The 20,645-nt window shown below is 67.3% G+C and carries 21 protein-coding genes and 1 pseudogene; 14 read left to right on the top strand and 8 right to left on the bottom strand.

The features are described 5' to 3' along the window. Nucleotides 1-98: 98 nt before the first annotated feature. The 6 genes and pseudogenes from PT015_RS12930 to PT015_RS12905 all read left to right on the top strand — a co-directional run bounded on the left by PT015_RS12930 (nt 99) and on the right by PT015_RS12905 (nt 2,862). Nucleotides 99-488, top strand: a complete 390-nt coding sequence (locus tag PT015_RS12930; protein ID WP_285184920.1) for a phage holin family protein — start codon at nt 99-101, stop codon at nt 486-488. Nucleotides 489-504: 16 nt separating this feature from the next. After that, nucleotides 505-702 (top strand): annotated as a pseudogene (locus PT015_RS12925) (DNA-formamidopyrimidine glycosylase family protein); the annotation flags it as partial. A 171-nt stretch (nt 703-873) separates the two neighbouring features. Continuing rightward, a complete protein-coding gene (locus tag PT015_RS12920; RefSeq protein ID WP_390888020.1) occupies nt 874-1,368 on the top strand; it encodes a zinc finger domain-containing protein in 495 nt (164 codons plus the stop codon). Between the two features lie 58 nt (nt 1,369-1,426). Continuing rightward, nucleotides 1,427-1,750, top strand: a complete 324-nt coding sequence (locus PT015_RS12915; RefSeq protein WP_285184919.1) for a DUF732 domain-containing protein — start codon at nt 1,427-1,429, stop codon at nt 1,748-1,750. A 9-nt stretch (nt 1,751-1,759) separates the two neighbouring features. Next, nucleotides 1,760-2,077: a DUF732 domain-containing protein gene (locus tag PT015_RS12910; protein ID WP_285184917.1), complete on the top strand. Its 318-nt coding sequence runs from the start codon at nt 1,760-1,762 to the stop codon at nt 2,075-2,077. Nucleotides 2,078-2,112: 35 nt separating this feature from the next. Continuing rightward, nucleotides 2,113-2,862: an SDR family oxidoreductase gene (locus PT015_RS12905; RefSeq protein ID WP_285184916.1), complete on the top strand. Its 750-nt coding sequence runs from the start codon at nt 2,113-2,115 to the stop codon at nt 2,860-2,862. On the opposite strand, the gene pgi is transcribed toward PT015_RS12905, so the two are convergent. Then, nucleotides 2,859-4,523: a glucose-6-phosphate isomerase gene (pgi, locus tag PT015_RS12900; protein WP_285184915.1), complete on the bottom strand. Its 1,665-nt coding sequence runs from the start codon at nt 4,521-4,523 to the stop codon at nt 2,859-2,861. The two genes, PT015_RS12905 and pgi, sit on opposite strands and share 4 nt — an antisense overlap. A 56-nt stretch (nt 4,524-4,579) precedes the next feature. After that, the gene (locus PT015_RS12895; RefSeq protein WP_285184913.1) at nt 4,580-4,882 is read right to left on the bottom strand and encodes a chorismate mutase; all 303 of its coding nucleotides are present in this window, start codon (nt 4,880-4,882) and stop codon (nt 4,580-4,582) included. Between the two features lie 214 nt (nt 4,883-5,096). Between PT015_RS12895 and pcrA the strand changes: the two genes are divergently transcribed. Next, complete coding sequence (pcrA, locus tag PT015_RS12890; RefSeq protein ID WP_390887800.1) at nt 5,097-7,418, top strand: DNA helicase PcrA; 2,322 nt, start codon at nt 5,097-5,099, stop codon at nt 7,416-7,418. Nucleotides 7,419-7,420: 2 nt separating this feature from the next. Here the strand turns inward: pcrA and PT015_RS12885 are convergent, their stop codons facing one another. Continuing rightward, nucleotides 7,421-7,975: a hypothetical protein gene (locus tag PT015_RS12885; protein WP_285184910.1), complete on the bottom strand. Its 555-nt coding sequence runs from the start codon at nt 7,973-7,975 to the stop codon at nt 7,421-7,423. Nucleotides 7,976-7,979: 4 nt separating this feature from the next. Next, complete coding sequence (locus tag PT015_RS12880) at nt 7,980-9,002, bottom strand: M23 family metallopeptidase (RefSeq protein WP_285184908.1); 1,023 nt, start codon at nt 9,000-9,002, stop codon at nt 7,980-7,982. Between the two features lie 255 nt (nt 9,003-9,257). On the opposite strand from PT015_RS12880, the gene sucC reads away from it, so the two are divergent. From sucC to PT015_RS12865, 3 genes are all read left to right on the top strand, one after another. Beyond that, a complete protein-coding gene (sucC, locus tag PT015_RS12875; protein ID WP_285184907.1) occupies nt 9,258-10,421 on the top strand; it encodes an ADP-forming succinate--CoA ligase subunit beta in 1,164 nt (387 codons plus the stop codon). 17 nt (nt 10,422-10,438) lie between these two features. Beyond that, entirely contained in the window at nt 10,439-11,341 is a 903-nt protein-coding gene (sucD, locus tag PT015_RS12870; protein WP_285184906.1) for a succinate--CoA ligase subunit alpha, read from the top strand. A gap of 74 nt (nt 11,342-11,415) precedes the next feature. Continuing rightward, a complete protein-coding gene (locus tag PT015_RS12865; protein WP_285184904.1) occupies nt 11,416-12,948 on the top strand; it encodes an acetyl-CoA acetyltransferase in 1,533 nt (510 codons plus the stop codon). A 6-nt stretch (nt 12,949-12,954) separates the two neighbouring features. Here PT015_RS12865 and PT015_RS12860 read toward each other — a convergent pair whose 3' ends face one another. The 3 genes from PT015_RS12860 to PT015_RS12850 are packed head-to-tail and all read right to left on the bottom strand — an operon-like array spanning nt 12,955 to nt 14,728. Beyond that, nucleotides 12,955-13,473: a hypothetical protein gene (locus PT015_RS12860; RefSeq protein WP_285184902.1), complete on the bottom strand. Its 519-nt coding sequence runs from the start codon at nt 13,471-13,473 to the stop codon at nt 12,955-12,957. Then, nucleotides 13,470-13,862, bottom strand: a complete 393-nt coding sequence (locus PT015_RS12855; protein WP_285184899.1) for a hypothetical protein — start codon at nt 13,860-13,862, stop codon at nt 13,470-13,472. Before PT015_RS12855 ends, PT015_RS12860 begins: the two co-directional genes overlap by 4 nt. 17 nt (nt 13,863-13,879) lie before the next feature. Beyond that, nucleotides 13,880-14,728, bottom strand: a complete 849-nt coding sequence (locus PT015_RS12850) for an LLM class F420-dependent oxidoreductase (RefSeq protein ID WP_285184898.1) — start codon at nt 14,726-14,728, stop codon at nt 13,880-13,882. A gap of 215 nt (nt 14,729-14,943) precedes the next feature. On the opposite strand from PT015_RS12850, the gene PT015_RS12845 reads away from it, so the two are divergent. From PT015_RS12845 to purH, 4 genes are read left to right on the top strand one after another with little or no spacing between them, the layout of a single operon-like run. Next, nucleotides 14,944-15,750: a DUF5336 domain-containing protein gene (locus tag PT015_RS12845; RefSeq protein WP_285184896.1), complete on the top strand. Its 807-nt coding sequence runs from the start codon at nt 14,944-14,946 to the stop codon at nt 15,748-15,750. A 53-nt stretch (nt 15,751-15,803) separates the two neighbouring features. Further along, the gene (locus tag PT015_RS12840; RefSeq protein ID WP_285184895.1) at nt 15,804-17,060 is read left to right on the top strand and encodes a cell division protein PerM; all 1,257 of its coding nucleotides are present in this window, start codon (nt 15,804-15,806) and stop codon (nt 17,058-17,060) included. A 10-nt stretch (nt 17,061-17,070) separates the two neighbouring features. After that, nucleotides 17,071-17,700: a phosphoribosylglycinamide formyltransferase gene (gene purN, locus PT015_RS12835; RefSeq protein WP_285184894.1), complete on the top strand. Its 630-nt coding sequence runs from the start codon at nt 17,071-17,073 to the stop codon at nt 17,698-17,700. Beyond that, nucleotides 17,697-19,271 carry a bifunctional phosphoribosylaminoimidazolecarboxamide formyltransferase/IMP cyclohydrolase gene (purH, locus tag PT015_RS12830; RefSeq protein WP_285184892.1) on the top strand — a complete coding sequence of 525 codons (1,575 nt, stop codon included), beginning with the start codon at nt 17,697-17,699 and terminating at the stop codon, nt 19,269-19,271. The genes purN and purH overlap by 4 nt, the downstream gene beginning before the upstream one ends. Nucleotides 19,272-19,278: 7 nt before the next feature. Here the strand turns inward: purH and PT015_RS12825 are convergent, their stop codons facing one another. Next, nucleotides 19,279-20,292 (bottom strand): alpha/beta hydrolase, encoded by a 1,014-nt coding sequence (locus PT015_RS12825; protein ID WP_285184891.1) that lies wholly within the window; start codon nt 20,290-20,292, stop codon nt 19,279-19,281. Between the last annotated feature and the right edge of the window lie 353 nt (nt 20,293-20,645).

Genomic DNA, 20,645 nt, shown 5'->3' with positions numbered 1-20,645 from the left:
ACGGCGGTCCCGGCACGCCGGGCACTCCTGGGCAGAACTAGTGACGCGCCCGCGTCGTTGACACTTAACGACGCGGTTAGCCGAGTACGTTCAGCCCCATGACAGCTTTCGTCATCCGGGCCGGGCTCACGGGGCTAGCGCTGTGGGTGGTTACCAAGCTCGTCCCCGGGCTGTACTTCGTCGGCGGTGACACCCGCCTGCAGCGGATCGGCATCATCTTCGCCGTCGCGGTCGTCTTCGGCTTGGTCAACGCCTTCATCAAGCCGATCGTGCAGATCCTGTCGATCCCGCTCTACATCCTGACCCTGGGCCTGTTCCACATCGTCATCAACGCGCTGATGCTCTGGATCACCGCGCGCATCACCGCGAACACCACCCACTGGGGTCTGGCCATCGACTCCTTCTGGTGGACGGCGATCAAGGCCGCGATCGTCTTGTCGATCGTCAGCTGGATGCTGTCGCTCGTGACACCCCGCGCCCGGCGCTGACCGGCACACTGGACTCATGCCCGAACTGCCCGAAGTCGAGGCGCTGGCCGACTACCTCCGCCAGCACGCCGTCGGCAAGACCGTTGGTCGCGTCGACGTCTCCGCGTTGTCGGTGCTAAAGACCTTCGATCCGCGGATCGACGCGCTGCACGGCCTGACCGTCAGCGGCGCCGACCGCTGGGGCAAGTACCTCGGCATGCGCGTCGGCGAGCTGATCCTGATCACCCACCTGTCGCGGGCCGGTTGGCTGCGCTGGTCGGAGAAACTGTCTCCGATGCCGCTGAAACCCGGCAAGGGTCCGATCGCATTGAGGGTTCACCTCGGCCCGCCCGGTGAATCGCCGGGCTTCGACCTCACCGAGGCCGGCACCCAGAAGCGGCTGGCCGTGTGGCTCGTCGACGACCCGCAGAAGGTTCCCGGCATCGCCGCACTTGGCCCAGATGCCTTGCAGCTCAGCCAAACTGACCTCGCCACCCTGCTGGCAAAGAACACCGGCCGGATCAAAGGCGTCATCACCGACCAGAAAGTCATCGCCGGCATCGGCAACGCGTACAGCGACGAGATCCTGCACGTCGCCAGGCTGTCGCCGTTCGCCACCGCGGCCAAACTCACCGAGGCCCAACTCGCAGCCCTGTACGACGCGATGGTGTCGGTCCTGTCCGACGCGGTCGGCAGATCGGTCGGCCAGCAGGCCGCCGAGCTGAAGGGCGAGAAGCGTTCGGGAATGCGGGTGCACGCGCGCACCGGCCTGCCGTGCCCGGTCTGCGGCGACACCGTCCGCGAAGTGTCGTTCGCCGACAAGTCGTTTCAGTACTGCCCGACCTGCCAGACCGGCGGCAAAGTTCTTGCCGATCGGCGGATGTCACGCCTGCTGAAATAGGTGAATACCAGGGAAATCCCTGTATCGCCGACGGCGCCGCGCGGCTTACGTTCTTGCCATGATTCGACGTCAAGCACGCAACGGGATAAGGGTGGCCGCCGCGGCGGGACTTTTCGTGGCCGTCATGATCGGCGCCGGACCCGCCAGAGCCGACCAAGCGCAGGACGACCAGTACTTCGCCGCCCTGCAGCAGATCTACCAGGGTCGAAGCCTCGACCCCGCGGCGAACATCGGCAATGCGCACCGCATCTGTAGCCACCTGGCCAACGGAGACAGTTTCGACAAGGTGGTCAACGACGTCCGCCAAGCCGACGACAACCAGGAATCCGTAGAGCAGACACAGCGCGAAGTGCAGCTGGCGAAGTCGACCTACTGCCCCTAAGGAGACAACATGCTTTCTCGTAAACGAGGCCGGGTCGCCGTCGGCGTGGCCGGGCTGCTCGTCGCCGGCATCCTCGGCGCAGGGCCGGCTGTCGCGGATCAGGCCCAGGACGACGCTTACCTGCAGGGCGTCAGAGACATTTTCCCGGACCGGACAAACTGGCACCCGGACAAGGTGATCGCCAACGCGCACAAGGTCTGCGAACTCCTGGGTGGCGGCGAGCCCTTCGACAGCGTGGTCAGCGACCTGGCCCAGGCCAATCATGGGGCCAGCCTGGACCAGGTTCGGCGTGAAGTGCAGCTGGCGAAGTCGACCTACTGCCCGTAAATCGGAGCCGGCAACGCGTCTGCTGAAATGGGCGGATGACTCGGCAGAAGATCCTCATCACCGGTGCGAGTTCCGGTCTCGGCGCCGGAATGGCCCGCGCGTTCGCCGCCAAGGGCCGGGACCTCGCCCTGTGCGCCCGTCGCACCGATAAGCTCGAGGAACTGAAAGACGAACTCGCGCAACGATATCCAGACTCGAAAGTGGCCATCGCCGCGCTGGACGTCAACGACCACGACCAGGTGCCCAAGGTCTTCGCCGAATTGTCGGATGCCCTCGGCGGCATCGACCGGGTGATCGTCAACGCCGGCATCGGCAAGGGCGCCAAGCTGGGCTCGGGAAAACTGTGGGCCAACAAGGCGACCATCGAGACCAATCTGGTCGCCGCCCTGGTGCAGATCGAGACCGCGCTGGAGATGTTCAAGGCCCAGGGCTCCGGGCATCTGGTGCTGATCTCCTCGGTTCTGGGATCGAAAGGTGTGCCCGGCGTGAAGGCGGCCTACGCCGCAAGCAAAGCGGGCCTCAGCTCGCTGGGGCAGTCGCTGCGCGCCGAATACGCCAAGGGTCCGATCACGGTGTCGGTGATGGAGCCCGGCTACATCGAATCGGAGATGACGGCGAAGTCGCAGAGCACAATGCTGATGGTGGACAACGACACCGGGGTCAAGGCGCTCGTCGCGGCCATCGAGCGTGAGCCGGGGCGGGCCGCCATCCCGTGGTGGCCGTGGGGCCCACTGGTGGCACTGCTCAAGGTGGCGCCGCTGTCGCTGGCCAAACGGTTCGCTTAGTCCGCCCGACCCCTCTGGGCTCGATAACGGCGCACCAGGGCATCCGTTGAGCTATCGGATTGTGCTGCGGGAGAAGCGTCTTCGGTCAGCACCGGCAGGAGCGCCTTGGCCTGCGTCTTACCGAGCTCGACGCCCCACTGGTCGAACGAGTCGATGCCCCAGACGACGCCCTCGGTGAACACCTGGTGTTCGTACAGCGCGACCAGCTGGCCCAGCACCGACGGGGTGAGCCGGGTCGCCAGGATCGAGGTGGACGGACGGTTTCCCGGCATCACCTTGTGCGGCACCACATCTGACGCCGTGCCCTCGGCGGCGATCTCCTCGGCGGTCTTGCCGAACGCCAGCACCTGCGTCTGCGCGAAGAAGTTGCTCATCAGCAGGTCGTGCATGCTGCCGGTGCCGTCCATGGTGGGCAGGTCGTCGGTGGGCTGGCTGAAGCCGAGGAAATCGGCCGGCACCAGCCGCGTGCCCTGGTGCAGCAGTTGGTAGAAGGCGTGCTGGCCGTTGGTTCCCGGCTCGCCCCAGAAGATTTCGCCGGTGTCGGTGGTGACGGGCGTGCCGTCGGCGCGAACGGACTTGCCGTTGGACTCCATCGTCAACTGCTGCAGATACGCGGCGAAGCGGGCCATGTCGTTGGAGTATGGCAACACCGCGCGGGCCTGCGCGTCGAAGAAGTCCGAGTACCACAGCCCGATCAGGCCGAGCAGAGCCGGCGCATTCGACTCCAGCGGAGCGGTGCGGAAATGCTCGTCGACGATGTGGAAGCCTGACAGGAAGTCCGCGAACGCTTCTCGGCCGATCACGGCCATCACCGACAGGCCGATTGCGGAGTCGACGGAGTACCGGCCGCCGACCCAGTCCCAGAAGCCGAACATGTTGTCGGTGTCGATGCCGAAATCGGCCACCAACTCGGCGTTGGTGGAGACGGCCACGAAGTGCTTGGCCACCGCGTCGTCGCCGAGCGCGTCGGTCAGCCAACGCCGCGCGGCCGTAGCGTTGGTCAGCGTCTCGAGCGTCGTGAAGGTCTTGGAGGCGATGATGAAAAGCGTTGTGGCCGGGTCCAAGTCGGCGAGCTTCGCGATCAGGTCGGCCGGGTCGACGTTGGACACGAAGCGCGCCGAGACGCCGGCGTCGGCGTAGTGCCGCAGCGCCTGATAGACCATCACCGGGCCGAGATCAGAGCCGCCGATCCCGATGTTGACGACGGTGGTGATCCGCTTGCCGGTGGCGCCGGTCCAGTCGCCACTGCGCAGCCGGTCGGTGAAATCGCCCATCCTGTCGAGGACTTCGTGGACGTCGGCGACCACATCCTGCCCGTCGACCGTCAGCGATGCGTCGCGCGGCAGCCGCAGCGCGGTGTGCAGCACGGCGCGGTCCTCGGACACGTTGATGTGCGTCCCCTCGAACATCGCATCGCGATGCCGCTCGAGCTGGGCCGCGTGGGCCAGGTCGATCAGCAGTCGCAGCGTGTCGCGGTTGATGCGGTGCTTGCTGTAGTCGATGTACAGGTCGCCGACGGTCAGGGTGAATTCGCGGCCGCGGTCGGGGTCGGCGTCGAAAAACTCCCGCAGGTGGGTGTCACCGATCTGCCGGTGGTGCTGCTGCAGCGCGCTCCACTCCGGGGTCGCTGAGATGTCGGGGATCTGGTCAACCGCAGTCATCCCTCGACCCTAGTCAGGTCGATGGGAGCATTGCTGACGCGCAGGTGAACAGCGGGCTAGTGACCGAGCCGGCCGCGGCCGAGCCGCAGCAGCAGCATCGCCAGGTCTTTGCCCTCGGGCCCGAGTTCGCTGTAACGCTCGATGACCTGCATCTCGCGGCTGTGCACCAGCCGGGTGCCGCCGGACGCCATCCGTGCCTTGCCGATTTCCCTGGACACCTCGGCGCGGCGTTTGACCGCGGCCAGAATCTCGGCGTCGAGCCGGTCGATCTCCACCCGAAGGGCGGCGATATCGATGGGGTGTTCGGTGTCGATTGTCATTGGTAACTCCGAATTCTCGTGTGGGTTCTGCGGTGTCATCCGGTTTCGGGCCTCACACAAGAGACGAGCCCCGGATCCGGAAGCGGACCGCGGGGCTCTGGGAAGCAGCTAAACCACGGGCACCGCTGGCCGGTACCCGTAGAAAAATCGCCACTGCGCGTTGAGCACGAATCGAGTCTGCCACTTGCAGGCGTTCCAGCGCAAAGGTGTCGGCGAACGGCGGTAGGTTGGACGGGTTATGAGTCTGCAGCACGTGACCGAATCCGAAACCGAACAGCTTCTCGACGGACTGAATCCCCAGCAGCGTCAGGCGGTGCTGCACGAGGGCTCGCCGCTGCTGATCGTCGCCGGTGCCGGGTCCGGCAAGACGGCCGTGCTGACCCGCCGGATCGCCTACCTGCTGGCCGCCCGCGACGTCTCACCCGGCCAGGTCCTCGCGATCACCTTCACCAACAAGGCCGCCGCGGAGATGCGCGAGCGGGTCGCCGCGCTGGTCGGTCCGCGGGCGCGCTCGATGTGGGTGTCGACGTTCCACTCGACCTGCGTGCGGATTCTGCGCAACCAGGCCTCGCTGATCTCCGGCCTCAACTCCAACTTCTCGATCTACGACGCCGACGACTCGCGCCGGCTGCTGCAGATGATCGGCAAGGACATGGGCCTCGACCTCAAGCGGTACTCGCCGCGACTGCTGGCCAACAACATCTCCAACCTGAAGAACGAACTCATCGACCCGCAGCAGGCCATCGCCAACCTGTCCGACGACGACCTGTCCGACGATCTGGCCCGCACGGTCGCCGCGGTCTACTCCGAATATCAGCAGCGGCTGCGGGTGGCCAACGCCCTCGACTTCGACGACCTGATCGGCGAGACGGTCGCGGTGCTGCAGGCCTTCCCGCAGATCGCCGACCATTACCGTCGGCGCTTCCGCCACATCCTGGTCGACGAGTACCAGGACACCAACCACGCGCAGTACGTGTTGGTCCGCGAACTCGTCGGCCCCGAACTCGAGGACGGCGAAGACGGCACTCCGCCCGGCGAGTTGTGCGTGGTCGGTGACGCCGACCAGTCGATCTACGCGTTCCGCGGAGCGACGATCCGCAACATCGAGGACTTCGAGCGCGACTATCCGAACGCGAAAACGATTCTGCTGGAACAGAATTACCGCTCCACCCAGAACATCCTGTCGGCGGCCAACTCGGTGATCGCGCGCAACCCCGCCCGCCGCGACAAGCGGCTGTGGACCGACGCCGGCGAGGGCGACCTGATCGTCGGCTATGTCGCCGACAACGAGCACGACGAGGCCCGGTTCATCGCCGAGGAGATCGACGCGCTCGCCGGTAAAGACGACATCACCTACAACGACTTCGCCGTCTTCTACCGCACCAACAACTCGTCGCGATCGCTGGAAGAGGTGTTCATCCGCGCTGGAATTCCCTACAAAGTCGTTGGGGGAGTGCGCTTTTACGAGCGTAGGGAGATCCGCGACATCGTGGCCTACCTGCGGGTGCTGGACAACCCCGGCGACGCGGTGAGTCTGCGGCGCATCCTGAACACGCCGCGGCGCGGCATCGGCGACCGCGCGGAGGCTTGCGTCGCGGTCTACGCCGAGAACACCGGGTCCAGTTTCGCCGACGCCTTGGAGGCCGCCGCCGAAGGCAAGGTGCCGCTGCTGAATACCCGCTCCGCCAAGGCAATTGCGGGTTTCGTCGAGATGATGGACGAACTGCGCGTCAAACTGGCCGCGTCGGAGGGCGATCTCGGCGAACTGGTCGAGGCGGTCCTGGAGCGCACCGGATATCGCACCGAGCTGGAGTCGTCGTCGGATCCGCAGGACCTGGCCCGGCTGGACAATCTGAACGAACTCGTCAGCGTCGCACACGAATTCGCGATCGACCTGGCCAATGCCGAAGCTCTGGGCGCCGACCTGGACGACGAGGACGTGCCGGACACCGGGGTGCTGGCGCAGTTCCTGGAGCGGGTGTCGCTGGTCGCGGACACTGATGAAATTCCGGAGCAGACAGCCGGTTTGGTGACGTTGATGACGTTGCACACCGCCAAGGGCCTGGAGTTCCCGGTGGTGTTCGTCACCGGCTGGGAGGACGGCATGTTCCCGCACATGCGGGCGCTGGGCGATCCGACCGAACTGTCCGAGGAACGCCGGCTGGCCTACGTCGGGATCACGCGGGCGCGGCAGCGGCTCTTCCTCAGCCGCGCAAAGGTCCGCTCGTCGTGGGGTCAGCCGATGCTGAACCCGGAATCCCGCTTCCTGCGCGAGATTCCGCAGGAGTTGATCGACTGGCGGCGCACCGACCCGACGCCGTCGTACAGCGCGCCGGTCAGCGGTGCCGGACGGTTCGGCACCCCGCGGCCGTCGCCGGCCGCACGCGGCGGAGGCGGCAGCAAGCGTCCGCTGCTGGTGCTGGAACCCGGCGACCGGGTCACCCACGACAAGTACGGCCTCGGCCGGGTGGAAGAGGTCTCCGGGATGGGCGAGTCGGCGATGTCGCTGATCGACTTCGGCAGCTCAGGCCGGGTCAAGCTGATGCACAACCACGCCCCAGTGGCGAAGCTTTAGATCTAGTCCTCGAGCAGCCACTCTCGGGTGCGCGGCAGCAACGTCAACACGGCGCTGGCGATCGGCAGGATCGGCAGGGTGTGCACCACCCAGGCCACCCGCGCCCCGGCAATGAAGACGCCGAGATAGGTCAGGATTGCCACCACGGCGCCGGCCACGATCAGGTAGCGGCTCAACGACTGGCGCAGCAGCAACAGGATCACGCCGGAGATCGTGGCGACGGCGAAGATCAGCGCCAGGAAAGCCACTGCGACGCAGAACAATTGGTCGGAGTGCCACCAGCCCGCGATCAGGTCGGTCGCCACCACCGAGGTGGCCCAGCCGCTGACGATGCTGACGGCCGCGGCGGCCACCGCGGTGGTCCGGCTGGGTTCACCGAACGACGCACCCGTGGGCGTCGGCGCGAACTGCGGCTGCGGTGGCGGAGGCGGACTCTGAGGTCGGGGAATGTGCGTGGTGCGGGCGTCGTCCAACTGGGGAAGCGGCCCGGTAGGCGCGCGCCGAATGATGCGTGTCTCGGGGTTGCTTGGGCGCTCGGGGTTGACGGGGCCGGTCACCGGCTCAACCGGCGAAAGTACCGACGGACAGCCCGCGCTTGGCCAGCCACGGCACCGGGTCGACGCGCTGGGTGCCGCCGAGCAGCACCTCGAAGTGCAGGTGCGGGCCGGTGGAGTTGCCGCGGTTGCCGACGGTGGCAATCTGGTCGCCGGCGAACACCCGCTCGCCGAGCGAGACGCTCGCGGTGTTGATGTGTCCGTAGAGCGTGACGGTGCCGTCGGCGTGCCGCAGCTTGACCCACATGCCGTAGCCCGCGGTCGGGCCGACGGCGATCACGACGCCGTCGGAAACGGCGTGAATCGGGGTGCCGATCGAGTTGGCGATGTCGATGCCGGCGTGCAGCACGCCCCACCGGTAGCCGAAGTTGGAGGTGAAGACGCCCTTGACCGGCATCACGTAGAGCGGCGCCTGCAGCCGAGCCTCGCGCTGGGCGCGCTCCGCGGCGAAGGCGACGCCGTGGGCCAGCTCGGCGTTGTGCACTGCGACATTCGTGGACGGCTGGACGGTGACCATCTGCATGCCACCGTCAGACGTGCTGATCGGCCCGGTCGCCGCGGACTGCGCGGCGAGCACGGTCTCTGACTTGTGCTGCGGGGGCTCGGAGGCCGAGTGAGCGGCGGCCGCGGCCGCGCCGGCGGCCAGCGATCCGATCAAAACCCGGCCCCGCGTAGCGCCGCTGAGCTGTTTGCGGTGCGCGCCGCGACCGGCGGCCGAATCGGCGTCGCCGCGGGCCCGGTTGAGGCCGCGCTCGAGTGCGCTGAGCTGACGCTCGGACGCGCTCGGCCCGAGAAGATCGAGGACGGTCAGGTTGTCGGTGGCGTCCAGGTCATCAAGTTCGGGCGCGCCCAGGACCTGCGCTTCTTTGTCGAAAGCGGAGTTCGCGCTGAATTCCGAATCGGCCAGTTTGCCAAACTCGTTGAACGGGATGATGTCCGTGACTTCGTTGCGGTGAAGGGTCGACCTGCGCTCGCGGGACGCCGAAAGATCTCCCTGTCCAGGAGAAAGCGCCGGAGTTTGCTGGGTCAACCTGATTGTCCTTCGAGCCGTAACCATAACGTTATCTGGACTCTGAGACGTTAACCGTCGGGCGCGAAGCATCGCAAGTTAAGCCAGAAATCCGCCCGCGTTTGTGACTTGTATCACTCACCGTGCTCCGGTGAGTTCTGCCACATCCGTCCATGCCCATGGCGGAACACTCTGACCGTCTCGATACAGTTCCCGCAAGCGGACAACTGAAAACTTAGTCCGCTCACAAAATGGCCGACACACAGAAGTGAGCCCATGGATCTTTTCGAGTACCAGGCGAAAGAGCTGTTCGCCAAGCACAACGTCCCAACGACTCCCGGCCGGGTGACTGACACCGCCGAAGGGGCCAAAGCGATCGCCGAAGAGATCGGGCACCCGGTCATGGTCAAGGCGCAGGTCAAGGTTGGTGGACGAGGCAAGGCCGGTGGCGTGAAGTACGCCGCGACCCCCGACGACGCGTTCGAGCACGCGAACAACATTCTCGGCCTGGACATCAAGGGCCACGTCGTGAAGAAGCTGCTGGTTGCCGAGGCGAGCGACATCGCCGAGGAGTACTACATCTCCTTCCTGCTGGACCGCTCCAACCGCACCTACCTGGCCATGTGCTCGGTCGAGGGTGGCATGGAGATCGAAGAGGTCGCCGCCACCAAGCCCGAGCGGCTCGCCAAGGTCCCGGTGGACGCCGTCAAGGGTGTCGACGAGGCCTTCGCCCGCTCGATCGCCGAGCAGGGTCACCTGCCCGCCGAGGTGCTCGACGCCGCCGCCGTGACCATCGCCAAGCTGTGGGAGGTGTTCATCGGCGAGGACGCCACCCTGGTCGAAGTCAACCCGTTGGTCCGCACCCCCGACGACCGGATTCTGGCGCTGGACGGCAAGGTCACGCTGGACGGCAACGCCGACTTCCGTCAGCCGGGCCACGTCGAGTTCGAGGACCGCGACGCCACCGACCCGCTCGAGCTCAAGGCCAAGGAGCACGACCTCAACTACGTCAAGCTCGACGGCGCCGTCGGCATCATCGGCAACGGCGCGGGTCTGGTCATGTCGACGCTCGACGTCGTCGCCTACGCCGGCGAGAAGCACGGCGGCGTCAAGCCGGCCAACTTCCTCGACATCGGCGGTGGCGCCTCGGCCGAGGTGATGGCCGCGGGCCTGGATGTCATCCTGGGCGACGCACAGGTCAAGAGCGTGTTCGTCAATGTCTTCGGTGGCATCACCTCGTGTGACGCCGTCGCGACCGGCATCGTCAAGGCCCTGGAGATCCTGGGCGACGACGCCAACAAGCCGCTCGTCGTGCGCCTCGACGGCAACAACGTCGACGAGGGCCGCCGGATCCTGACCGAGGCCAACCACCCGTTGGTGACGTTGGTGCCCACGATGGACGAGGCCGCCGACAAGGCCGCCGAGCTGGCGAACGCCTGAGCAAAGGACTGACTGACATGGCTATTTTCGTGAACAAGGACAGCAAGGTCGTCGTCCAGGGCATCACCGGTTCCGAGGCGACCAAGCACACCGCCCGGATGCTCAAGGCCGGCACCCACATCGTCGGCGGAGTCAACGCCCGCAAGGCCGGAACGACGGTGGCGCACAAGAACGTTGACGACCAGCCGGTCGAGTTGCCGGTGTTCGGCAGCGTCAAGGAAGCCATCGAGAAGACCGGCGCCGACGTGTCGATCATCTTCGTGCCGCCGGTGTTCGCCAAGGACGCGATCATCGAGGCGATCGACGCCGAGATCCCGCTGCTCGTCGTGATCACCGAGGGAATTCCGGTGCAGGACAGCGCTTATGCGTGGGCATACAACGAGTCGAAGGGCAACAAGACCCGGATCATCGGCCCGAACTGCCCCGGCATCATCACCCCGGGGCAGGCGTTGGTCGGCATCACCCCGGCCAACATCTCCGGCTCCGGCCCGGTCGGCCTGGTGTCGAAGTCGGGCACGCTGACCTACCAAATGATGTACGAGCTGCGCGATTTCGGTTTCTCCACGTCGATCGGCATCGGCGGCGACCCGGTCATCGGCACCACCCACATCGACGCGATCGAGGCGTTCGAGCAGGACCCGGAGACCAAGGTCATCGTGATGATCGGCGAGATCGGCGGCGACGCCGAGGAGCGGGCGGCCGACTACATCAAGGCCAACGTCACCAAGCCGGTTGTCGGCTACGTCGCGGGATTCACTGCGCCGGAAGGCAAGACGATGGGCCACGCCGGCGCCATTGTGTCCGGCTCGTCGGGTACCGCGCAGGCCAAGAAGGAAGCCCTGGAGGCTGCGGGCGTCAAGGTCGGCAAGACTCCGTCGGAGACCGCCGCGCTGGCCCGGAAGATCCTGCAGAGCCTGTAGGTAGCCCGACGGAATTGGAACACGTTACAGGTTTCGGTTAGCCTGACGAATTAACACTTGTCAGGAGGCCTGTAATGCCGGCTAGTCCGCATACTCCCGTCGTCGTCGGCGTAGGCCAGTTCACCGAGCGGATCGACGATCCGGGCTACCGCGGCATGTCCTCGGTGGATCTGGCGACCGAGGCCGTCCGCGCCGCAATCGCTGACACCGGCGCAGACGTGGCCGCGGTGACGCAGGCCATCGAGGTGTTCGCCGGGCTGCGGCAGTTCGAGATCAGCACGCCGTTCAACACGCAGCCGTTCGGCTGCTCGGACAACTACGTGCGTTCGGTGGCGCAGCGCGTCGGCGCGAATCCGGCGCGTGCGGTGCTCGAGCCGATCGGCGGCAGCGGCCCACAGAAGCTGATGACGGAGTTCGCCGGGGCGATCGCCGCCGGCGACACCGAGGTCGCGTTGCTGCTCGGCTCGGAGGCCGGGTCGACGGTGAAGTACTTCGCCGGCCGCGACGACAAGCCGGACTTCACCGAGCACGTCGGCGGTCAACTCGAGGACCGCGGTTACGGCTTCGAGCAGTACATGAACGAGTACACCGCCAAGCACGGACTCACCGGAGCGCCGGTGCAGTACGGGCTGCTCGACAACGCCCGGCGCGGCAGGCTCGGGCTCAGCGTCGCCGACTACCGGCACGCGATGGCCGAGCTGTTCGCCCCGTTCTCGAAAGTTGCTGCCAAAAACCCGTTTTCGTCGTCTCCGGTGGAGCGGTCGGTCGGGGAGATCGAAACCGTCACCGACGAGAACCGGATGATCTGCGACCCGTATCCGCGCTACCTGGTGGCGCGGGACACGGTCAACCAGGGCGCCGCCGTGCTGGTGATGTCGGTAGCGGCCGCCCAGCGCCTGAACGTGCCCGAGGACAAGTGGGTGTACCTGCGCGGGCACGCCGACCAGACCGAGCAGGACCTGCTCGACCGCGAAGACGTCAGCATCAGCTACTCCGCCAAACAGGCTGTGGCCGAGGCACTTCGGGGTGCGGGGATCGGTATCGATGATGTGGCCACGTTCGACCTGTACAGCTGCTTCCCGTTCCCGGTCTTCGCGGTCTGCGACGAATTCGGGCTCGCCCCGGACGACCCCCGCGGCCTGACACTCACCGGTGGCCTGCCCTACTTCGGCGGTCCCGGCAACAGCTACTCGCTGCACGGCATCGCCGAGACCGTCGCCGCGATGCGCGACAAGCCGGGCGCCTACGGTCTCGTCGGCGCCAACGGCGGCGTGATGAGCAAGTACTCGGTGGGCGTCTACTCCACCGAACCCGGCGACTGGGAGCCGGATCGCAGCAAGGAGCTGCAGCAGGACATCGCGAAGCTGCCCAGGGTATCGGTGACGCGAGACCCCAACGGCGCGGCCACGATTGAGACGTACTCCGTGCGCTACGACTGGCCGACGACGACGGGCGTCATCATCGGCCGGCTCGATGCCGACGGCTCGCGATTCATGGCGCTGACCGAGGACCCGGAGCTGGTTGCGCTGCTCACCGACGGCGATCCATTAGGCGCCGCGATCACGGTGAAGTCGACCGACGAGGGCGTCAACCAGGCTCGCCTCTAGCGCGCGTCAGAACAGCGTCGTCGTCTTTGGCGCCAGGATGAAACCGTGCTCGCCAACGTGGCACGCCACGATCGAGTCCTGGGTTACCAGGCATAGCGTGTCGCCGGAATCGACGACGAAGTGGCGCGGCGGCAACACCTTCGCGTGGTGGCCCCGCGGAGTCCGGTTGGGATCGCGCCTCGATTCCCTCGTGATGGTGGTCTCGCCGAAGCGTTCCGCGGTGACGGTCCAGACGCCGGGTCCCTTGTCCCGCCGCCGCCCCGTGCAGAACGCACGCGCGGCCCGCCAGATCGGGAACGAGCCCATGCCGCAGCGCAATCCGTTCGGTGCTCGAAACCCGAAGCCGTACTCGGGATTTCCGTCGCGAATGTAGAACGATGCGGCGTCCACTTCGGTGAACCCGCGGGTGTCGGGGAAATTGGCGACGGGCAGCGTGAATCGTGCGGCGGCGGTGCCGTCGACGGCGTGGGTGCAACCGGCGAGCACGGCGGCCGCCAGCAGAATGCTCAGTCGACCCGCCCTCACGCTGCTCCCGTCAACGCGGCGACCAGACCCTCGCAGTCCTCGACGGTGACGTTGAGGGCCGAGTGGTCACGCAAACCGATCACGCGATGGATCCGTGGCTCGAAGTGAATGCAGACGCCCTCGCTGGCGTTGGTGCCGAACGTCAGGCCGTCGTCGGCCAGCGACAGTCGCGCGCCGACGGCCGTCCACCACCGGTACGGACCGGTGATATGCGCATCCTGAATCTGAGTCACCGGCACGTCGACGCGGAACGGTCCGTAGCGGGCGACGAACCGGCCGTCGTCGGTCACCGTGACGCCCTGCGTGCTCGGCCACGCCCGGAATGCCAGCCACAACGGCGCCAGCCGGGCCTCGTAGCGGTACGGGAAGTGCCGACCCTGCTCCGCCACGATGCAACTCCCGTCAGCTAGACCGCCGCGGCTAGTTTGCCTGCCAATCGCTCGACGTATGCGGCCACCTCATCTTCGGACTTGTCGGGCAGTCCGAACAACACCTCGGTGACCCCGATCTCGGCCCAGTGCGCCAGCTTCTCCGGAACCGGCTTGAAATCCAGCGCGACGATCTGCGGGGCGCCGTCGCGGCCGGCGGCGGCCCAGGTGTCCTGCAGCACCTTCACCGGCTCGTCGATGTCGAAGTCGCGCGGCGTGGTGATCCAGCCGTCCGCGCTGCGGGCGATCCACTTGAAGTTCTTCTCGGTGCCCGCCGCCCCGACCAGCACTGGGATGTGCGACTGGACCGGCTTCGGCCACGCCCAGCTCGGTCCGAAGTTGACGAATTCGCCCTCGTAGGAGGCCTCTTCCTCGGTCCACAGCGCCCGCATCGCCTCGAGGTATTCGCGCAGCATCGTGCGGCGACGGCCCGGCGGCACGTTGTGGTCGGTGAGTTCGTCGGTGTTCCAGCCGAACCCGACGCCCAGGCTGACGCGCCCGCCGGACAGGTGGTCCAGCGTCGCGATCGACTTGGCCAGGGTGATCGGGTCGTGCTCGACCGGCAAAGCCACCGCGGTGGACAGCCGGACCCGCGACGTGACCGCGCACGCCGCGCCCAGGCTCACCCACGGATCGAGCGTGCGCATGTAGCGGTCGTCGGGCAGCGTCTCGTCGCCGGTGGTTGGATGTGCGGCCTGACGCTTGATCGGAATGTGCGTGTGCTCCGGGACGTAGAACGTCGTGAAACCGTGGTTATCGGCAAGAGTCGCGGCCGCCGCCGGGGAGATTCCGCGATCACTGGTGAACAGCACAAGCCCGTAGTCCATGGATGAATTAGAACGTGTTCCAATCTGGCGGGCAACCACCGGGGTCGGTACCGGTGGCCAAAGTGTGTGCGGACGGGGTGCCCGCGGTGCGCTAGCGTGGTTGATCGGCTCGCGTCGCACCGCTGCCGGGTAGCCTCGCGAGGAGCGGCGCGCGGGAGTAACCAGCGCCGCACGACAATGGCGCCGCACACGCATCGGAAGGCACAGGAGAAGCCATGACCTACCCGCCCGGCAATCCCGGATATCCGCCCGCGCAGTCGCCCGGTTCCTACGGGGCTCCCGCCGCGTCCTCGTTCGCGAAGTCCGAGGACGCCGACAACAACCTCAAGCACTACCTGACCATTGCCGCGGTCGTGCTCGGCGTGGCGGCGTACGTCCTGAGTTTCGGCGACCTGCTGTCGGTCCCGTCGGACGACGCCAAGGAATTCCTCGGCCTGCTCAACGGCCAGGTGAAGGGCATCGCCCCGGTGCTGCTGGCCGGCCTGCTGGCCGGTGTCAGCCTGCTGCCGTCCAAGAACTACCTCGGTGTCGTCGCCGCGGTGTCGGTGTTCGGCGCGCTGCAGGTGCTGCTGTCGATCGCGCACACCCCGGACGGTATCTCCGTCACCTGGGAGCTCTGGCTGATCATCGCCGCCGCCGTGATCCAGGCCGCTGTCGCCATCGGTGCGCTCCTGCTGGACGTCGGCGTGATCACCGCCCCGGCCCCGCGCCCCAAGTACGACCAGTACTACGGGCAGCAGTACGGCGGCTACTACGGCCAGCAGCAGCAGGCGCCCTACCAGCAGTCCGGCTATGGCACGCAGTACGGCGGCTACCCGTCGGGCCCGAACACCGGCGGCTTCCCGGCCCAGCAGGGCCCGCAGCCGAGCTCGGCGTCGCACCAGCAGGGATCGCCCACTCCGCCAACCGGTTTCCCGAGCTTCAGCCCGCCGCCGTCGTCCGGTTCCGGCGCGCCGAGCCCGGGCAGCACCGGTCCGCAGCCGCAGTCGCCGTCGTCGCCGTCGGGTCCGTCACAGTCCTAATTGGGCGCGGCGGGTCGCCGACGAGCTGATTCGCTAGGTAACGTCCTCAGACCGTGAGGCCGGACAGTCGAACGCCGGGCGCGCATCAGGCGCGCGACCTGCTTCGCGTCGCGTTCGGTCCGGCCGTGGTGGCCCTGGTTGTCATCGCCGCAGTCACCTTGCTGCAGTTGGTGATTGCCAACAGCGACATGACCGGCGCGCTTGGCGCGATCGCCAGCATGTGGCTTGGCGTGCACCAGGTCCCGATCTCGATCGGCGGCCGCGAACTCGGTGCGCTGCCGCTGCTGCCGGTATTGGCAATGGTCTGGGGGACCGCACGGACCACCGCGCGCGCCACCACGCCGACCGCTTCGTGGTTCGTCATCCGCTGGATCGTGGCGTCGGCGCTGGGCGGCCCGCTACTGATCGCGGCCGTCGCGCTGGCGGTCATCCACGACGCGGCGTCGGTGATCACCGAGTTGCAGACTCCCAGCGCGCTGCGGGCCTTTTCGAGCGTGCTGCTGGTTCACCTGATCGGCGCATTGATCGGCGTCGGCTCCCGGGTCGGCCGCCGCGCGTTGGCGATGTCGCCCCTGCCGGACTGGGTGGCCGACTCGCTTCGCGCCGCGGTCGCCGGGGTGCTGGCGCTGTTCGGGCTGTCCGGCATGGTGGCGGCCTGCTCGCTCGTCGTGCACTGGTCGACGATGCAGGACCTGTACGAGGTCACCGGCTCGATCTTCGGTCAGTTCAGCCTGACCCTGCTGTCGGTGTTGTACGTCCCCAACGTGATCGTGGCGACGACGGCGATGGCCGTGGGCTCCAGCGCCCACCTCGGCTTTGCGACGTTCAGTTCGTTCACGGTGTTCGGCGGCGACGTTCCGGCGCTGCCGATCTTGGCCGCGGCCCCGCACCCGCCGCTGGGTCCGGTGTGGGTGGCGCTGCTCATCGTCGGCGCATCCTCGGGCGTCGCGCTGGGTCAGCAGTGTGCGCGACGGCCACTGCCGTGGTCCGACGCGATGGCGAAGGTGGGCATTGCCGCGTTGCTGGCCGCGCTGATGCTGGCGCTGCTGGGCCATGCCGGCAGCGGGCAGCTCGGCAACTTCGGTGGCGTCGGAATCGACCAGGGCACTTTCGGTTTCGCGATCTTCCTGTGGTTCACCGCGATCGGCTCGCTCACCGTCGTGATGGCCGGCGGCATCCGGCGTCGCCCGCGCGCTCCGAGGCCGGCCCCCGTCGCCGAGCCTCCGCCCGAGCTTGTGGAGGACGTCGCCGACGACTTCGGTGACGAGGACACCACGGGCCTCGATCTGCCCCCCGACGAGTTCCGATAGGCTTTGACCTGTGCAGCAATCGTTCCGGGTGCCTCCCAGTGCACCGGCACGATTGGTGGTGCTGGCATCGGGTACCGGATCGATCCTGCAGTCCCTGCTGGACGCCGCCGTCGGCGACTATCCGGCCCGCGTGGTCGCCGTCGGAGTCGACCGCGAGTGCCCTGCGATCGACATCGCGGCCGCCGCATCCCTGCCGACCTTCACCGTCCGGTTGGGCGACTACCCGAACCGCGCCGAGTGGGACGTTGCGCTTACCGCGGCCACCGCCGAGCACACGCCGGACCTCGTCGTGTCGGCGGGCTTCATGAAAATCCTTGGCTCACAGTTCCTTTCGGAATACGTTGGCCGCACCCTCAACACCCATCCCGCGCTGCTGCCGGCCTTCCCCGGCGCGCACGGGGTGGCCGACGCCCTGGCGCACGGCGTCAAGGTCACCGGATGCACCGTGCACCTGGTCGACGCCGGCACCGACACCGGCCCGATCCTGGCCCAGCAGGCCATTCCGGTGTTAGACGACGACGACGAACAGACCCTGCACGAACGCATCAAGGTCACCGAACGGCGACTCCTGGCGGACGTGATCGCCGCGGTCGCGACCGGCGGCGTGACCTGGACCGGAAGAAAGGCAACCATCGGATGAACAGCACAAGCGACGGCAAGCGGCCGATCCGCCGCGCCCTGATCAGCGTCTACGACAAGACCGGACTGGTCGAACTCGCCCAGGGCCTGGCCGGTGCCGGCGTCGAGATCGTATCGACCGGCTCGACGGCGAAAACCATTGCTGACAAAGGCATTCCGGTGACCCCGGTGGAGCAGTTGACCGGCTTCCCCGAGGTGCTGGACGGCCGGGTGAAGACCCTGCACCCGCGGGTGCACGCCGGCCTGCTGGCCGACCTGCGCAAGCCCGAGCACGCCGCCGCCCTCGAGGAACTCGGCATCGCCGCGTTCGAGTTGGTGGTGGTCAACCTGTACCCGTTCAGCGCGACCGTCGAATCCGGTGCCGGCGTCGACGAGTGCGTCGAGCAGATCGACATCGGCGGGCCGTCGATGGTGCGCGCGTCGGCCAAGAACCACCCGAGCGTGGCCGTGGTGACCGACCCGCTCGGCTACGACGGGGTGCTGGCCGCGGTGCGCGGTGGCGGCTTCACGTTGGCCGAACGAAAGAAGTTGGCGTCGTTGGCGTTCCGCCATACCGCCGAGTACGACGTCGCGGTGGCCGGGTGGATGGAGTCGACACTTGCGCCCGAGGAACCGGCCACCGCCTTCGCGGAGTGGATCGCGGGCAACTGGCGCCGCTCGGCCCAGCTGCGCTACGGCGAGAACCCGCACCAGCAGGCCGCGCTGTACGTCGATGACGGCGGCTGGCCCGGCCTCGCGCAGGCCGAGCAGCTGCACGGAAAAGAGATGTCCTACAACAACTTCACCGACGCCGACGCGGCGTGGCGGGCGGCGTTCGACCACGAGGAGACCTGCGTGGCGATCATCAAGCACGCCAACCCCTGTGGCATCGCCGTCTCGTCGGACTCGGTCGCCGATGCGCACCGCAAGGCCCACGAGTGCGACCCGCTCAGCGCTTTCGGCGGCGTGATCGCCGCCAACACCGAGGTCAGTGTCGAGATGGCCGAATACGTCAGCACGATCTTCACCGAGGTGATCGTCGCGCCCGCGTACGCGCCAGGCGCTGTCGACGTCCTCGCGAAGAAGAAGAACGTCCGGGTGTTGCTGGCCGGCGAGCCGGTCGATGACGGGGTCGAGCGCCGACAGATCAGCGGCGGACTGCTGGTCCAGCAGCGCGACAAGATCGACGCGCCCGGTGACGACCCGAACAACTGGACGCTGGCCACCGGCGACCCGGCCGACCCGGAGACGCTGGCGGACTTGGTATTTGCCTGGCGCACCTGCCGCGCGGTGAAGTCCAACGCGATCGTGGTCGCCGGCGGCGGCGCCACCATCGGCATCGGCATGGGTCAGGTGAACCGCGTCGACGCGGCCCGCCTGGCGGTCGAGCGCGGCGGCGATCGGGTCAGCGGCGCCGTTGCGGCCTCAGATGCGTTCTTCCCGTTCCCGGACGGGCTCGAGACGCTGACCGCCGCGGGCGTGAAAGCGATTGTGCACCCCGGTGGTTCGGTGCGCGACGATGAAGTCACCGCCGCCGCGGCCAAGGCCGGTGTGACCGTGTACCTGACCGGCGCGCGGCACTTCGCGCACTAGCAGCGCGCTAGGCGCTGACTTCGGAGTCCTGCTCCGCGGTCGCGTAGCGGATGAACGCCGCCACCTCGTCGACGGCGCGCCGGGCGTCGGGGTTGACGTCGAAGCTGAGCTGGAACATGTGCATTGCCTTGTGCCACTGCTGAACCCAGACCTCGACGTGCTGCGCGCGCAACCGCTCGGCGAACACGATGGTGTCATTGAGCAGCATCTCGTGGGTGCCCACCTGCAGCAGGAACGGGCCCAACCCGTGCAGGTCGGCCTCCGGTGGCATCAACGGCGGCGGACGGGTGCCGTTCACGGTCGCGAACACGTCGTAGATGAACTTGACCGTCATGAACGGGAACATCACGTCGCGGTGCGCCTTGAGTGCCCGGTACTTCAGATCCATGTCCGACGACGTCAGCGGTGACATCAGCGCCTGGCCGGCGGGCACCGGTAGCCCCGCGTCACGGGCCGCCAGTGCGACGTCGGCGGCCATCAGCCCGCCCGCCGAGTCACCGGCCAGCACAATCCGCTCGGGCGCGAAGCCCTGGGCGAGCGCGAAGCGGTAGCCGTCCAGGCCGTCCTCGACGGCTTCCTCGATGGTGGCCTGTGGCGCCAACCGGTAGCCGACGTTGAGCACCCTGGCGCCGGTCGCCGCCGACAGTCGGCTGACGAAGCGCCGGTGCGAGTTGAGCCCGAGGGTCACCAGCGCCGAGCCGTGGAAGTAGACGATCAGCGACGTCGACTCGCGCGCCTCCGGGGCGACGACCCATTCGGCCGGGCAGTGCGGCAGATCGATGCGGGTGACGTCGGTGCCGGGCAACGGCCGGATCAATCCCAGCGGACCGTCGATGCCGTCGAGGCGGACCCGCTGCAACGTGGCGGGGCTGACGCGATTGACGATCATGCCGACTAGCGTGAGCGCGCCCAGCACCGGTCGGACGAAGATTGCGGTGAGCAGAGCCAGCACGCTGGACTGCCACGACGCGGGACCGAAGTGGGCGGTCTGGGGCCGGGTACGCCAATCGGAGGAATTCACGGTACTGAGGGTATCGGTTAGCTGGGCGCGGACGAGTATGAGCTTCATAGAGAACGCTCGCGTGAGTTGCCTAGGTCACTTGCTGACGCGCGGCTTAACGGCCGTCGACCATTGAGCAAACCGGCGCCGTGCGCTGACCGGGTCGTCAGAAACCTCTTCCGCACAAGATCAGATCGGCCTAGAGTCCGAAATTGGGCTTGTCTACCGGGGCGGGTCCGGTGCGAATCGAAATGTATTCGAGAGGAAATAATGCGCGCGATAACTAGAAGAACAGCGTCGTTCTCGGTCGCTTTGGCAGCTTTCGCTCTGCTCGGTGCAGGATGCCACCAGTCGGACAACTCGAAGAGCTCCAC

It is taken from the genome of Candidatus Mycobacterium wuenschmannii (genome assembly GCF_030252325.1).
GTDB classification, from domain to species: Bacteria; Actinomycetota; Actinomycetes; order Mycobacteriales; family Mycobacteriaceae; genus Mycobacterium; species Mycobacterium wuenschmannii.
This window is presented reverse-complemented; position numbering and strand designations above follow the sequence as displayed.